Raw genomic sequence first — 14328 nt, 5'->3', positions numbered from 1 at the left:
ATGTAGGGCGAGCTACCCCACGAATCCCCGAACAAGCGCGGTGACGGCGGCTGCGACGAGAAGAATGACGAGGAAGGGCGCGCGCAGCAGCAGGGCGGCCACCGCGGCGGCCAGCCCGGCCGTCCTGGCAGCGTCGAAGGTGAGCCGTCCCTCGTGCGTGAACATCTGGACCGCGATCAACGCGGCCAGCAGCGCCACCGGCACCAGCTCGGCGAAGCGGCGCACCCGGGGATGCTCCAGCACCCGGCGCGGCGCGGCCAGACCCGCCAGCTTCAATGCGTAACACCCCGCGCAGACCAGGGCGATCGACCACCACAGCGTCATCGCAGCACCGCCGGAAGCACCGCGACCGCCGACAGCAGCACGGGCACGCCGGCCGGCAAGACCAGCGAGCCGAGCAGCGCCAGCCCGGCCCCGGCCAGCGCCAGCCGCCGCAGCTCCCCGCTCGCCGCCAGCCGCGGCCACAGGATCGCCAGGAACGCCGCGGGCCCCACCACGTCGATTCCCAGGACCGCCGGGTCGCCCAGGAAGGCGGTGCCCAGCGCGCCCAGCAGGGTGCTCAGGTTCCACATCACGTAGATCGTGGCGGCGGTGGTGACGAACCCGACCCTGGCCGCCTCCGGCGTGGGCTGGGCCATGGCCACCGCCGTGGACTCGTCGATCACGCCGTGCGCGGCCACGAGCCTCCTGGCGCCGCGCACCTTCAGCAAGTCGGCCAGGCGCAGGCCGTAGAGGCTGTTGCGGCCCCCGAGCAGCACGGCGCCCGCGGCGGCCGCGAGCAGGCTGCCGCCGCCGGCCGCCGCGCCCACCAGGGCGAACTGCGAGGCCCCGGTGAAGGCGAGCAGGCTCAGCACGCACGCCTGCGCCACGGTCAGCCCCGCCGTGACGGCCGCCGCGCCGAAGGCCACGCCGGACAGCCCCACGGCGATCCCCACGCCCAATCCGTCGCGAATCGCGCTGGATGTCTCTTTCATGGGGACGACGCTAGGCGCCGTGCCGCCCGGTGGTCTTGTACGATCCTGCGGCCCGCTGGTAGGCGGCCGGCGGCACGCCCACGATCCGCTTGAAGTGCCTGGTCAGGTGCGCCTGGTCGGTGAAGCCCACGGCAGCGGCCACCTCCGCGGCCGGCAGGCCCGACTTCAGCAGCCTGCGGGCCTGCCGTACCCGCAGCGTGGTCAGGTAGGCGTGCGGCGGCAGGCCGGTGGCCGCCTTGAAGGCCCGCAGCAGCGGGAACGGCCGCGACCGCACCTCCCGCGCCAGCTCCTCCAGCGTCGGCGGGTCCACCAGCCGCTCGGCCAGCAGCTCCAGCGCCTGCCGTACGGCATGCGGGCCGTCGGCGACCTCCAGGGCGGGACGGGGCGTGGCGTGCCGGGTCAGCAGCCCGCCGAAGAAGCGGCGCACGAGCGTGGAGGCGGCCAGGCCGTCGCCCAGCTCGGCGGCCAGGTGCGCCTGGCGCGCCAGCGCGGCGAGGGCGGGGTCGTCGACCACCGGCTCGGGGAAGTACGGCTGGACCCCGCCGGGCGGCTCCCCGCCCGTCAGCGCCTCGACCGTGGGGTAGAGCATCCGGTAGGACCAGCCGCCGGGCGCGCCCGCGTGGCCGGTGTGCTGGTGGTCGGGGTTGACCAGGATGAGCTGGCCGGGCCCGGCCCGGTAGGTCGTGTCGAGGTAGCCGAACTCCTCCACGCCGCTGAGGATGACGCCGATGGCGTACTCCTCGTGGGCGTGGCGCGCGAAGCGGTGCGTGACGTAGCGGGCCGCCAGCAGGTCCACCTCGGGAACCGCCGGGTGCCGCCAGAACCGCGCCTGCTCGCTCATGACAGGCGGAAGGTCTCCAGGAAGGTGTCGAGCCGGCGCTTCTCGCGCTTCCACGCCTGCTCGGGCGCCTCCCAGGCCAGCGCGAAGATACGGCCGTCGGGGGTTTCCATGCCGCGTATCAGGACATGGATCATCTGGCCGCCGCGCATGCGGCGGAACTCCCAGTCGGCCGCCGGCCTGCCCTGGTAGGTCACCGGGCGGATGCCCAGCCTCCGGTAGGACTCGAACTCGCCGCGGCCGAGGATCTGGGCCTCCAGGTCCTCCAAGTGCGCGACCTGGTCGGGGTAGTCCTTCTCGGGCGTGGTCCACTCCACGATCAGCACGCCGGGCGAGTCCGCGCCGCTGATGGTGACCCTGGCCCGGGTGGGGTGCCTGGTGACGCTCCAACCGCGGGGGACCGCGATGGAGAAGCCGCCCTCGGCGTGGCGCACCAGCCGCCACCCGGCGGGCACGGGCTTGGGGACCGGCTGGGTGGTGCTCGGGGTCCCGGTGCTCGGGGTCCCGGTGCTCGGGGTCGCGGCGGGAGGGGAGGTGGCCGACGGGGTGGCGACGGCCGTGGTCCGGCGGCCGGTCGCCCACCACGCCGTCCCGGCGGCGGCCAGCGCCACCACGAGGACCGCAGGGATGATCCACAGCCGTCTCCGGGCCGGCCGCACCTCGGGGAGGGTCCTGTCGGGACTGCTCGGCGGCACGGGGGCCGGGGGCGGCGTGCCGTACCCCTGGCCGGACTGGAGAGCCGACAGCGCGGCCTCGGCTTGGGCGGCGCCCATGCGGGCGGCCGGATCGCGCTGGAGCAGGCCCATGATGACCGGCGCGAGCGGCCCGGCCAGCCTGGGCGGCTCCACGTCGTCGCGCAGCACGGCGGCCACCGTCGAGGCCCACGACTCGCGGCGGAACGGCGGGGCGCCCTCGGCGGCGGTGTACAGCGTCGCGCCGAGCGACCACAGGTCGGAGGCCGGGGTCGCGGGCAGCCCGTTGAGCCGTTCCGGCGGCGTGAACGCCGGGGTGCCGACGAGGTTGCCGCTGGCGGTCAGGCCCGCCTCCGCCTCCATCGAGGCGATGCCGAAGTCGGTGAGCACGACGCGGCCGTCCTCGGCCAGCAGCACGTTCTCCGGCTTCACGTCGCGGTGCAGCACGCCGGCCTGGTGGGCGCGGCGCAGCGCCTGCAGCACGCACACCCCGATCCTGGCCACCTCGGGCACCGGCAGGGGGCCGCGCCGCCTGATCGCCTCGGCCAGCGACCGGGAGCGGACCAGCTGCATGACGATCCACGGCCGGCCGTCCTCCTCGACGACGTCGTGGACGACCACCACCGAGGGATGGTCCAGCCGTCCGGCGGCCCGCGCCTCCCGGATCGTGCGCCGGTTGAGCTCGGCGCGCTTGCGGTCGCCCACGCCGGTGTAGCGGACCTCCTTGACGGCCACCTCGCGGTCGAGCACGCCGTCGTGGGCCCGCCAGACCACGCCCATCCCGCCCTCGCCGATGGGCTCGAGCAGCCGGTAGCGCCCGGCGACCAGCCTGTCCATCCCAGCCAGCCTACCTAGTCGGCGGGTTTGAACGTGGCGGCGAAGGAGTCGAAGAAGTGCAGGTCCTTCTTCCAGCGGCTGTCGAGGTTGTGCCAGTAGAGGGCGTAGGCGCGGCCGTTGTCGGTGACGAAGCCGCGGTTGCGCACCCGGCACTTGCCCGAGTTGGTCTTCCAGGTGAACTCCCAGTCGGCGGCGTCCTTCATGTAGTCGACCCGCTTGATGTGGAGCTTCTTGTAGCCGCCGAAGTTGTGCTTGAGTACGGGCTCCTGCCTGATCCAGTCCTCGTAGGGGTCGGACTTCGCCTTCCCGCCGTCCTCGATCATGAGGAAGGCGTTCGGCGCGGTGCCGGGGCCGCGGAAGTAGACCTGGGGGCCGTTGCGCTTGTACGGCTTCCAGCCCTTCGGCAGGCCGACGGAGAAGCCCAGCTCCTCGTCCTTGTACATCTTCCAGCCCTCCGGCAGGGCGCCGGCCTGCTGCGACGGCGACGGCGTCGGGGACGGAGAGGGGGAGGCCGAAGGGCTCGGCGTGGTGGGCTGGGCGGACGGGGTCGCAGGCGCCTGGCTCGCGGCCGGGCTGGAGGCCGCGCCCGTGGCGGTGGGGCGGTCCTGGGGCCGCTCCTGCTGGGCGGCCGAGCGCAGGCCCAGCCAGCCGCCCACGCCGGCGACCACGGCGATGGCCGTGGCCACGGCGACGGCCATCGGCAGCACGCGGCGCGGCGCGGGCTCTCCCTCGGTGGAGGGCTCGGTCTGCCGGGCCGTGGCGGACGGGCTCGGGACGGTGCGCGGCGTGCCCGCGCCCGACGGCCGGGGGGACTCGGCGGCCGTCGCCTTGGGCGTCTCGGGTGTCTTGGGCGACTCGGGCGTCTCGCCGGGCTCGCCCTGGCGCGGGCTGTCCTGGCGGGCGGCTCCGGCGTCCGGGCTCAGCCGCGCGCCCGTCTCGGGCGGGGTCGCCGCGCCCCCCTGGGCGGACGCAGGGGACGACGCAGGGGGCACTGGGGGCACGGCAGGCGTGGCGGGCGCGGCGGGGCGGCGCCACAGCCGCGGCCTGCGCTCGGGCCGGGCGGCCGGGCGGGGATCCTCGGCGGGTACGGCACGCAGCGTCGGGTCGGTCGGGGTGTCGTCGACGTCCGGCCCGTCCTCGGCGGCCCGCGTCTGCCGGATGATCTCGCGCAGCATCCTGGCCGCCTCGGCGTAGGTCAGCCGGTGCTCGGGCTCCTTGGCCAGCAGCCCGGCGATGACCGGCGCCAGCGGCCCCGCGTGCGGCGCGGGGTCGGGATCCTCGTTGAGCACCGCGTTCATGGTGGCCATGACCATGCCGCGCTCGTGCGGGGCGCGGCCCTCGACCGCGGTGTGGAGCGTGGCGCCGAGCGCCCACAGGTCCGACTCGCGGCGGGCGGGCAGGCCGCGCAGCCGTTCCGGCGCGATGAACGCCGGCGTCCCGGCCAGGCCGGTCATGGTCAGCTGCGTCTCGGTCTCGAGCGTGGCGATGCCGAAGTCGGTGAGCACGACGCGGCCGTCGTCGGCGAGCAGCACGTTCTCCGGCTTCACGTCGCGGTGCAGGACGCCCGCCTCATGGGCGCTGTGCAGGGCCTCCAGGACGGCCAGGCCGATCTCCGCGACGCGGCCGGGTGGTAACGGGCCGTCCTGTTTGATCACCGCCCCCAGGGACTTGGAGGGGACCAGCTGCATGACGATCCACGGCTGGTCGTCCTCCTCGATCACGTCGTAGACGACGATGACGTTGGGATGCTCGAACCTGGCCGCCGCCCTGGCCTCGCGCATGGTGCGCCGGTTGAGCAGCTGCACCTCCTCGCCCAGGGCCGAGCTGTACCTGACTTCCTTGACCGCGACGGTGCGGTCGAGGAGCTCGTCGTGCGCTCGCCAGACGACGCCCATGCCGCCCCTGCCGATGGGCTCCAGGAGGTGGTATCGACCGGCGATCCGGCGTCCCGCGTCGTGTCTCAACGGCCACAAACCCCTTTCTAGGCCAAGAAATCCTCCCATAGCGATCCGTGATCGGCGACCGGCGCGCCGAGCCGTCCGCTATGTGAGAACCCTGTCCGCCCAGTGGCGGGATCGGTGTAGGGTCATGGACCATGACCTGTCGTTATGCGTTTACCAGGCCGGTTCCGGGAGAGCCGGTCGTGCGCTAGCGACCACCTGGAGCCGGCATCAGGCAGGGACCACTCGCGTCTCTGCCCTTTTTGTTGCCGTCAATGCTTGTCGTCAGGGCCGGCTCCGGGCGCGGGGCCGGGCGAGGGAAGGGAGCGGCCGATGTCAGCGACCCTGGAGCGCCGTGTCGTGGCGCTGGGCGGCCTGCGGATCGGCGAGGGGCCCGCGGTGGTCCTCGGCGGCGAGCGCGGGGACGCGGCGTGGGTGAGAGCGGGCGAGACCGGCGCCGGGCCCGGGGACCGGCCGCTGCTCGTCGAGCCGGGCGGTGGTGAGATCCCGGCGCGGGCGGCGGGTGTGATCGTGGGCGCCACCTGGGCGGACGACCAGGCGCGGGTGCGGGCGGCGGCCCGGCTCGGGCTGCCGCTGGTGCTCCAGCGCGGCACGGGCGCCACCATGGACGAATGGCTCGGCGTGGCCGACGCCTGCGTGGCCGAGGGCAACGACCAGCTGATCCTGTGCGAGAACGACGCGCTGGACCTGGGCCTGCTGCGGGCCGTGCGAGAGCGGTCGGGACGGCCGGTGCTGGCCGAAGTCTCGGGCCGCGCCAGGCTGGCGGGGGCCGCCGTCGCCGCCGGAGCCGACGGGCTGCTGCTGGCCCCGGAGGCCGCCGACGCCGACGTGCTGGCCGCCCGCGAGGCCGCCACGCTCATCGGCGCCCTGGTTCGCCCCGAACGCCCCGGCACGCTCGCCGAGTGCCGCCAGGCCGTCGACCGCGTCGACGCCGCCCTGGCGACCCTGCTGGAACGGCGGGCCGAGCTGGCCGTGCGCATCCAGGCGCTCAAGCCGGTCGGCGGCTTCGCCGGGCGGGACCCCGAGCGGGAGCGCCGGCTCGTCGAGGCGATGGCCACCCGCGCCCCCTCCCTGGGCGAGGCCGGGCTCGCCCCGATCATGAACGCCGTCATCGAGGCCGGGCTGCGCCTGGCCGAGGAGCGCCGCCGCTGACGCTCACCGCGTGGCCGGCGCCTCCTGGACCAGGTTGCGCAACGGCCGGTCCGGGCCCCTGGCGATCTGCGCGGTGACCAGCTCGCCGAAGCGCCGGTAGCCCGCCTCCGTCGGGTGGTAGCTGCGCGGGAGGACCTTCAGCCGCTCGACGTCGACGTCCAGGCCGTTGGCGTACGGCTGCGCCGTGCCGATCTCGTGGCCGTCGAAGGCGTCGTAGGCGTCGACGAACTCCGCGCTGCCCGGCCCGCCCACGGCCGTGATGGCGCGGTCGACCCGGGCCACCACGGCGGCCAGCTCGTCGTTGAGCCGTCGCGCCACCTGGTTGAGCCAGCGCTGGTCGCCCGGGTAGAGGTTGTCGACGTCGCCGGCGGGCCGCTCGGGGAACAGCCGGGGATAGCCCAGCACGATGATCCGCGCCTGCGGCGCCCTGGCCCTGATGGACAGCAGGACCTCCCGCAGGCTCGCGCCGAGCCGCTCGATGCGCCCAAGGACCTGGGGCTCCTGGTCGGTGCACGCGCTCGTCCACGGGAAGCGGACGATGCACGCCTTGAGGACCTCGGCGAACCCGGCGTCGTTGCCGCCGACGCTGACCGTCACGAGGCTGGCATGGGAGGGGACCCGGTCGATCTGCGGCCGGTGCCCGTGCTGGCCCCTGAGCAGCTGCTCGGTCGTGGCGCCCGCGCACGCCCAGAACCCCCAGCCGCCGCTGAAGCGGAACGCCTTCGCCACGAGCGGCACGTAGGAGCCCCGCGAGCGGTGGCACAGGCCCGCGCCGCGGTCGACGGGCGGGTCCTTCTCGTCGTAGACGCCCTCGCCGGAGGAGTAGGAGTCGCCCAGCGCCACGTAGGCGCCGCGCAGGGCCGCCTCCATCGGGGTCAGCTCGCGCCACCTGGGCAGCGGCGGCGGCGTGCCGCGCTCCTCGCAGGCCACGTCCATCGCCTTGCAGGCCACCGTGTCGAACAGGCCCAGGCCCAGCCCCGCCAGGGCCAGCACCACCCCCAGCGCGCCGGCCACGACCGCCTCGAACGTCCGCCTGCGCGCCCCGCGAGCCCCGTCCAGCGTTGCCCTCCCCGACTCGGTGCCGCGTCCGTGCGGGAGGATACCCACTTCTGGGAGGCTCGTCCCGATCTCCACGGTCAGGTCACCCTGTCCGCACCGGAGGATCCGGCGATCTGTACGGCGTGCCGGACAGCCGCCATACAGATCGTCAACGAACGGCGTCGGTGCGCCGGAGTGTCGGTGCGGAGGACTAGGCTCAAGCCTGCAGTTCCCCGCCTGATCGAGGAGGTCGCCGCTCCATGACGTCCAGCGACTCGTTCGTCCACCTCCACGTGCACACCGAGTATTCGATGCTGGACGGGGCGGCTCGGCTCAAGCAGATGTTCAAGGTCGTGGCCGAGCTCGGCATGCCGGCCATCGCGATCACCGACCACGGCAACATGCACGGCGCCTACGACTTCTACAAGCAGGCGACGGCGGCCGGGGTCAAACCGATCATCGGCTGTCTGCTGCCGGGGCAGGAGATCGTCACCGCCGCGGGCGTGAAGAACGTCGAGGACGTCGAGGTGGGCGATCTGGTGCTCACCCACCGCGGCCGGTTCCGCAAGGTCCTGCGCACCATGCGCAGGCCGTATCAAGGCACGGCTTACACCATCAGCCTGGCCGGGCGCTACGGGCGCACGCTCACGCTGACCGAAGAGCACCCGGTCTTGGTCCGCACTCCCGACGGGCTTGTTGACTGGCGCAAACCGGGAGATATCGCGTACGGCAGGCGAAACGCGCGCGGTGGAGCGAAGAGCTGGAACTCGTGGGTGTGCCTGCCCCGGCTCGCGACCGAGGTCGTCGAGCTCGACCTTCTTGAGCACTTGCCCGAGTCCTTCGCCGAGAGCGCGGAGGGAGGGATCGTCCGCTCCTACGCAGCCAAATGCCGCGCAGACGAACGATGGGCGAGGCTACCCCGCCGGATGCCACTCGACCACGACTTCGGCTATCTCCTCGGCGTCTTCGCGGCCGAAGGCCATCTCCAGACTGTCGGCGGCCAGCTCAACGGCGGCATCAGGTTCACCCTGAACCTCACCGAGACCACCCTGGCCGAGCGGCTGCGCCAGATTCTGGGCGAGTACGGCGTGGCCGTGCAGACCGAGGTGCGAGCCGCAAAGGGGAGCCAGGAGCTCCGTGCGTGCAACGTCCCGCTGGCCCACCTGCTCAAGTCGCTTGTCGGCGCGGGAGCCCGCGACAAGCAGGTGCCGTCTTGCGTCCTGAACGGGCCCGTGGAATTCAGGTCGGCGTTCCTGGAGGGCTTCCTTGACGGAGACGGGCGCAATCCCCTCCGCGTGTCCAATCCCTCCGGTCGCCGGGACGTGAAGGTCGCCTCGCGTTCGCTCGCGTGGGGCATCCGCACCCTTTTGGCTGATCTCGGTCATTGGGCAGTCGTCTCAAGCGGGACAGAGAAGGGGCGCTTCCCGCAAGGCGACTCCGAGCGCGAGTACCGCTGGTACCAGGTGGCCTACCAGCCCGAGCGCGCCTACTCCCGGACACTCGGCGACGAGCGTTACATTTACCGGCCGGTCGCGGATGTCGAGCGGGTCGAACTTGACTGCGAGGTCTTCAACTTCGAGGTGGAGGAGGACAACTCCTACATCTCCGACTTCATTCTGCACAACTGCGAGGCCTACGTCGCGCCCGAGACCCGGCACAACAAGAGGCCGGTGCTGTGGGGCGAGCCGCACCAGAAGAGCGACGACGTCTCCGCCGGCGGCTACTACACCCACATGACGATCTGGGCGCGCAACAAGACCGGCCTGCACAACCTGATGAAGCTGTCCTCGCGCGCCTACACCGAGGGCTTCGTGCGCAAGTGGCCACGCATGGACGCCGAGATCCTCGCCGAGCACGCCGAGGGCCTCATGGCCACCACGGGCTGCCCGTCGGGCGAGGTGCAGACCAGGCTGCGGCTGGGGCAGTACGACGAGGCGGTCAAGGCCGCGGCGAGATACCAGGAGATCTTCGGCAAGGACAACTACTTCCTGGAGATCATGGACCACGGGCTCGACATCGAGCGCCGGGTCCGCGACGGGCTGACCCGCATCAGCAAGGAGCTGGGCATCCCGCCGCTGGTCACCAACGACTCGCACTACACCTACGAGTCCGACGCCGCCTCCCACGACGCCCTGCTGTGCATTCAGACCGGCAAGCAGCTGTCCGACCCCGACCGCTTCCGCTTCGACGGCACCGGCTACTACATCAAGACCGCCGACGAGATGCGCGGCATCGACTCCTCCGACCTGTGGCAGGAGGGCTGCCGCAACACGCTGCTGGTCGCCGAGAAGGTCGACCCGGCCGGCTTCTTCGAGCACAAGAACCTCATGCCGACCTTCCCCGTCCCCGAGGGGATGACGGAGGAGGAGTACTTCCGCCGGCAGGTGTGGGAGGGCATGCGGCGGCGCTTCCCCGACGGGGTGGACGAGGAGCACCGCGCCTGGGTCGAGAACGAGATCGCGGTCATCGTCCAGATGGGCTTCCCCAGCTACTTCCTGGTCGTGTCCGACTTCATCATGTGGGCCAAGAACAACGGCATCCGCGTCGGGCCGGGCCGTGGCTCGGCGGCCGGCTCGCTGGTGGCCTACGCGCTGGGCATCACCGACCTCGACCCGATCCCCCACGGCCTGATCTTCGAGCGCTTCCTCAACCCCGAGCGCGTCTCGATGCCCGACATCGACATCGACTTCGACGAGCGCCGGCGCGCCGACGTGATCCGCTACGTGACCGAGAAGTGGGGCGCCGACAAGGTCGCCATGATCGCCACGTTCGGCACCATCAAGGCCAAGGCCGCCGTCAAGGACGCCGGGCGCGTGCTGGGATACCCGTACGCCCTGGGCGACCGCATCTCCAAGGCGTTCCCGCCCGCCGTGATGGGCAAGGACATCCCGCTGTCGGGCATCTTCGACCCCGAGCACCCGCGCTACAACGAGGCGGGCGAGCTGCGCAAGCTGTACGAAGAGGACGTCGACGTCAAGGCCACGATCGACCTCGGGCGCGGCCTGGAGGGCCTGATCCGGCAGACCGGCGTGCACGCCGCGGGCGTCATCATGTCCGCCGAGCCGCTGACCGACTACATCCCGATCATGCGCCGCGACTCCGACGGCGCGATCATCACGCAGTTCGACTACCCGACCTGCGAGGCGCTCGGCCTGCTGAAGATGGACTTCCTGGGCCTGCGCAACCTCACGATCATCGACGACTGCCTGAAGATGATCGAGCTCAACACGGGCCAGAAGATCGACCTGCTGGCCCTGCCGCTGGACGACAAGAAGACCTACGAGCTGCTGGCCCGCGGCGACACCCTGGGCGTGTTCCAGCTCGACGGCGGCGGCATGCGCACGCTCATGCGCATGATGCGCCCCGACAACTTCGAGGACATCTCCGCGGCCCTGGCGCTGTATCGGCCGGGCCCGATGGGCGCCAACTCGCACACCAACTACGCGCTGCGCAAGAACGGCCAGCAGGAGATCACCCCGATCCACCCGGAGCTGGAGGAGCCGCTCAAGGAGATCCTCGACACGACCTACGGCCTGATCGTCTATCAGGAGCAGGTCATGGCCATCGCCCAGAAGGTGGCCAACTACACCCTCGGCGGCGCCGACCTGCTGCGGCGCGCGATGGGCAAGAAGAAGAAGGCCGAGCTGGACAAGCAGTTCGAGTTCTTCGAAAAGGGCATGAAGGACAACGGCTTCTCCGACGCGGCCGTCAAGGCCCTGTGGGACATCCTGCTGCCCTTCTCCGACTACGCCTTCAACAAGGCCCACACCGCCGGATACGGCCTGGTCGCCTACTGGACCGCCTACCTGAAGGCCAACTACCCGGCCGAGTACATGGCCGCCCTGCTGACCTCGGTCAAGGACGACAAGGACAAGTCGGCGCTGTATCTCAACGAGTGCCGCCGGATGGGCATCAAGGTCCTGCCGCCCGACGTCAACGACTCCGACTTCGACTTCACTCCGCGCGGCTCCGACATCCGCTTCGGCCTGTCGGCCATCCGCAACGTCGGCGGCAACGTCGTCGACGGCATCATCACCGCGCGCAAGGAGAAGGGCCGCTTCTCCGACTTCAAGGACTTCCTGCGCAAGGTCCCGGCGATCGTCTGCAACAAGCGCGTCATCGAGTCGCTGATCAAGGCGGGCGCCTTCGACTCGCTCGGCCACGTCCGCAAGGGCCTGGTCATGGTGCACGAGCAGGCCGTCGACGCGATCATCGACATCAAGAAGAACGAGGCCATCGGGCAAGACTCGCTCTTCGGCGCCGTCGAGGGCGGCGAGGACCAGACATTCGACGTGCAGATCCCGGTCGGCGAGTGGGACAAGAGCACGCTGCTGCAGTTCGAGCGGGAGATGCTGGGCCTGTACGTCTCCGACCACCCGCTGCTGGGCGTCGAGCACATCCTGTCGGCCGGAGCCGACTGCTCGATCGCCGCGCTCCAGGACGAGACGCGCGTCGACGGCCAGATCGTCACCGTGGGCGGCATCCTGTCGGGCCTGCAGCGCAAGGTCACCAAGAAGGGCGACACCTGGGTGCTTACCCAGCTGGAGGACCTCGAGGGCGCCATCGAGGTCATGATCTTCCCGTCCACCTACCAGCTGTGCTCCACCATCCTGGCGGAGGACGCGATCGTCTTCGTCAAGGGACGCATCGACAAGCGGGAGGAGGTCGCCAAGATCATCGCCATGGAGGTCACGGCGCCCGATCTGACCGTCGAGGCGGGCGGGCCCCTGGTGGTCTCGCTGCCGTTGCAGCGGTGCACGCCGCCGGTCGTCTCCCGGCTGAAGGAGATCCTCACCACCCACCCGGGCACCTCGGAGGTGCATCTCCAGGTGCACAACGGGCCGAAGACGACGGTCATGCGGGTGGAGGACCGCTACCGGGTCACGCCTTCCCCGGCGCTGATGGGCGACCTGAAGCAGCTGCTCGGGCCCGCCTGCCTGGGCGGGTGACCGGCCGGCGCGGATGCCGCCGGTCGCCCGCGAAGGAGCGATCCGTGCCCGCACCACCGCAGGCCGGAAGCTCACGACTCCCAGTGGGCGGCGAAGAACTCTAAAAGCTCCGGCGCCAGGGCGTCCGGGCTGACGTTGTGGGTCTGGCCGGGGAGGACCCGGTGGACGGCGTCCGGAACCGCCGAGGCGACCGCGCCGCTCGCCGCCGGGCCGGCCTTCAAGGGCGCGGTCATGACGGCTGCACCAGGCACAGCACCTCCCAGTGGTGCCCGTCCAGGTCGGTGAACCCGCGCTGGTAGCGGCCGTCCGCCTCGCGCGGCTCCCCGACCGGCTTCGCGCCCGCCGCGAGCGCCTTGTCCGCCAGCCGGTCGACGCCCTCTCGGTCGTCGGCCGCGATGACCAGGATCACCTGCGTCGCCGCCGTGGGGTCGGCGACGGCGTTGCGCGCGTATCCGGCGAACGTCGGCTCCGCCAGCAGCATCACCTGGGTGCGGTCGTTGATGATGATCGAGGCCATGTCGTCGGTCATGCCGAAGGACTGCAGCCCCAGCTCGGCGAAGAAGGCCTTCGCCCGCTCCAGGTCCTTGGTGGGCAGGTTGACGAAGAGCGTGTGCGACATCGTGGTCTCCTTCAGATCCGGGGTGGTCGTTCGCGACTCCTTGAGTGTGCGCGACAGGCCACCCGCGGGTCTTGCATCCCCGTGCCGGGCCGCTTGACGATGCGCGCACTCCTTCAGCGGGCGTGTGCGCGGCGGTACTCGGCGGGCGGCATGCCGTACGCCTGCCGGAACAGGCGCGAGAAGTGGGCGGCGTCGGGCAGGCCCCAGCGGGCGGCGACGGAGCTGACGGGGACGGTGCGCAGCGCCGGGTCGGCCAGGTCCTGGCGGCAGCGTTCGAGGCGGCGGGCGCGGATCCAGGCGGCGACGGTGGTCTGCTCGCCCTCGAAGAGCCGGTGCAGGTACCGCACCGAGATGTGGTGCGCGTCCGCCACGACGCCCGGATCGAGGCCGGCGTCGCCCAGGTGCTGCTCGATGAAGGCGTGGACGCGCAGGAGCAGGACCTGGCGGCGGCTGTCCTCGGAGACCGCCTCGGCCTGCTCGGCGCGCTCGGCGATTGCCGCGGTGATCAGGTCCATGACGACGCCGGACAGGCGGGCGGCGCTGGCGGGCTGGTAGGTCTCCAGGTCGCCGGCCACGCGGCGCAGGAGCGGGGCGGCCAGGGCGGCCGTTCCCGCGCCGGGGGCGATCGGCACGGCGGTCAGGCCGCGGACCCGGTCGAGGGGGAGGGCCAGCGCGTCGCGCGGGAAGCCGAACACGGCCAGGTGCACGGGCGCGTCGTAGGCCAGGTCGTAGGGCCGGGTGAAGTCGTAGAGCGCGAACTCGCCGGGCTTGAGCTGGGTCTCGCGCCCGTCCTGCGCGAGCAGCGGGCTGCCGGACACCGCGAGCACGATCCGGTACAGCTCCGGGCTGTCGCGCCGGATGAGCCCGGGCGTGCGGTGCACGCTGTGCGGGGTGCTGGTGCGGACCCGGCCGACGCTCACCGCGCCCAGCCGGCCGGCCTCGATCTGCCCCCGCAGCGGCGTGCCGGGGTCGATGCGCAGGTCGAGCGGGCCCAGGGTGTCGCAGACGACGGCGCGCCAGGCGTCGTGGCGCGACGCGGCGGGCACGTCGGATGCGCGGATCAGCAACGCCATGCGATCACCGTCCCGCGCCATGGTATCGGCGTCGATCCGCCCCGCACGAGGCCCGCCGGGAGTCCTCCGGTACGGCGGGGCGATGGCCCCCGAATCCCGTTATTCCGTACCCCTACCGATACCCCTACGGATGTTCTGCCTGTCAGTGAGGTCCTACTGTCAACCCGCCACGAGATCCTCTCGACACCCCCCAAA

General features: G+C 72.0%; 11 protein-coding genes. 2 read left to right on the top strand and 9 right to left on the bottom strand.

The genetic code is table 11. From position 1 onward, the window contains the following. Positions 1-12: 12 nt before the first annotated feature. From BSB02_RS03370 to BSB02_RS03350, 5 genes are read right to left on the bottom strand one after another with little or no spacing between them, the layout of a single operon-like run. On the bottom strand, positions 13-324 hold the full coding sequence (locus tag BSB02_RS03370) for an AzlD domain-containing protein (protein ID WP_084956620.1): 312 nt from the start codon (positions 322-324) through the stop codon (positions 13-15). Continuing rightward, a complete protein-coding gene (locus BSB02_RS03365) occupies positions 321-974 on the bottom strand; it encodes an AzlC family ABC transporter permease (protein ID WP_084956618.1) in 654 nt (217 codons plus the stop codon). Before BSB02_RS03365 ends, BSB02_RS03370 begins: the two co-directional genes overlap by 4 nt. Positions 975-984: 10 nt before the next feature. Next, complete coding sequence (locus BSB02_RS03360) at positions 985-1815, bottom strand: AraC family transcriptional regulator (protein ID WP_084956616.1); 831 nt, start codon at positions 1813-1815, stop codon at positions 985-987. Beyond that, positions 1812-3341 carry a serine/threonine-protein kinase gene (locus tag BSB02_RS42885; protein WP_084956614.1) on the bottom strand — a complete coding sequence of 510 codons (1530 nt, stop codon included), beginning with the start codon at positions 3339-3341 and terminating at the stop codon, positions 1812-1814. Before BSB02_RS42885 ends, BSB02_RS03360 begins: the two co-directional genes overlap by 4 nt. A gap of 14 nt (positions 3342-3355) precedes the next feature. Continuing rightward, a complete protein-coding gene (locus tag BSB02_RS03350) occupies positions 3356-5305 on the bottom strand; it encodes a serine/threonine-protein kinase (RefSeq protein WP_158088544.1) in 1950 nt (649 codons plus the stop codon). A gap of 309 nt (positions 5306-5614) precedes the next feature. Here BSB02_RS03350 and BSB02_RS43260 point away from each other — a divergent pair, with 309 nt between their 5' ends. Continuing rightward, positions 5615-6454, top strand: a complete 840-nt coding sequence (locus BSB02_RS43260) for a chorismate mutase (protein ID WP_084956611.1) — start codon at positions 5615-5617, stop codon at positions 6452-6454. A gap of 3 nt (positions 6455-6457) precedes the next feature. Here the strand turns inward: BSB02_RS43260 and BSB02_RS03340 are convergent, their stop codons facing one another. Next, positions 6458-7561: an SGNH/GDSL hydrolase family protein gene (locus tag BSB02_RS03340; protein ID WP_143590191.1), complete on the bottom strand. Its 1104-nt coding sequence runs from the start codon at positions 7559-7561 to the stop codon at positions 6458-6460. Between the two features lie 191 nt (positions 7562-7752). Between BSB02_RS03340 and dnaE the strand changes: the two genes are divergently transcribed. After that, positions 7753-12441, top strand: coding sequence for a DNA polymerase III subunit alpha (dnaE, locus tag BSB02_RS03335; protein ID WP_084956607.1), 4689 nt, complete (start codon positions 7753-7755; stop codon positions 12439-12441). Positions 12442-12512: 71 nt separating this feature from the next. Here the strand turns inward: dnaE and BSB02_RS40445 are convergent, their stop codons facing one another. The 3 genes from BSB02_RS40445 to BSB02_RS03325 all read right to left on the bottom strand — a co-directional run bounded on the left by BSB02_RS40445 (position 12513) and on the right by BSB02_RS03325 (position 14133). After that, entirely contained in the window at positions 12513-12674 is a 162-nt protein-coding gene (locus tag BSB02_RS40445; RefSeq protein WP_158088543.1) for a hypothetical protein, read from the bottom strand. Then, positions 12671-13060 carry a VOC family protein gene (locus tag BSB02_RS03330; protein ID WP_084956605.1) on the bottom strand — a complete coding sequence of 130 codons (390 nt, stop codon included), beginning with the start codon at positions 13058-13060 and terminating at the stop codon, positions 12671-12673. The genes BSB02_RS40445 and BSB02_RS03330 overlap by 4 nt, the downstream gene beginning before the upstream one ends. 113 nt (positions 13061-13173) lie before the next feature. After that, the gene (locus tag BSB02_RS03325; RefSeq protein ID WP_158088542.1) at positions 13174-14133 is read right to left on the bottom strand and encodes an AraC-like ligand-binding domain-containing protein; all 960 of its coding nucleotides are present in this window, start codon (positions 14131-14133) and stop codon (positions 13174-13176) included. Positions 14134-14328: the final 195 nt, after the last annotated feature.

Source organism: Thermoactinospora rubra (assembly GCF_002093975.1).
GTDB classification, from domain to species: Bacteria; Actinomycetota; Actinomycetes; order Streptosporangiales; family Streptosporangiaceae; genus Nonomuraea; species Nonomuraea rubra_A.
This window is presented reverse-complemented; position numbering and strand designations above follow the sequence as displayed.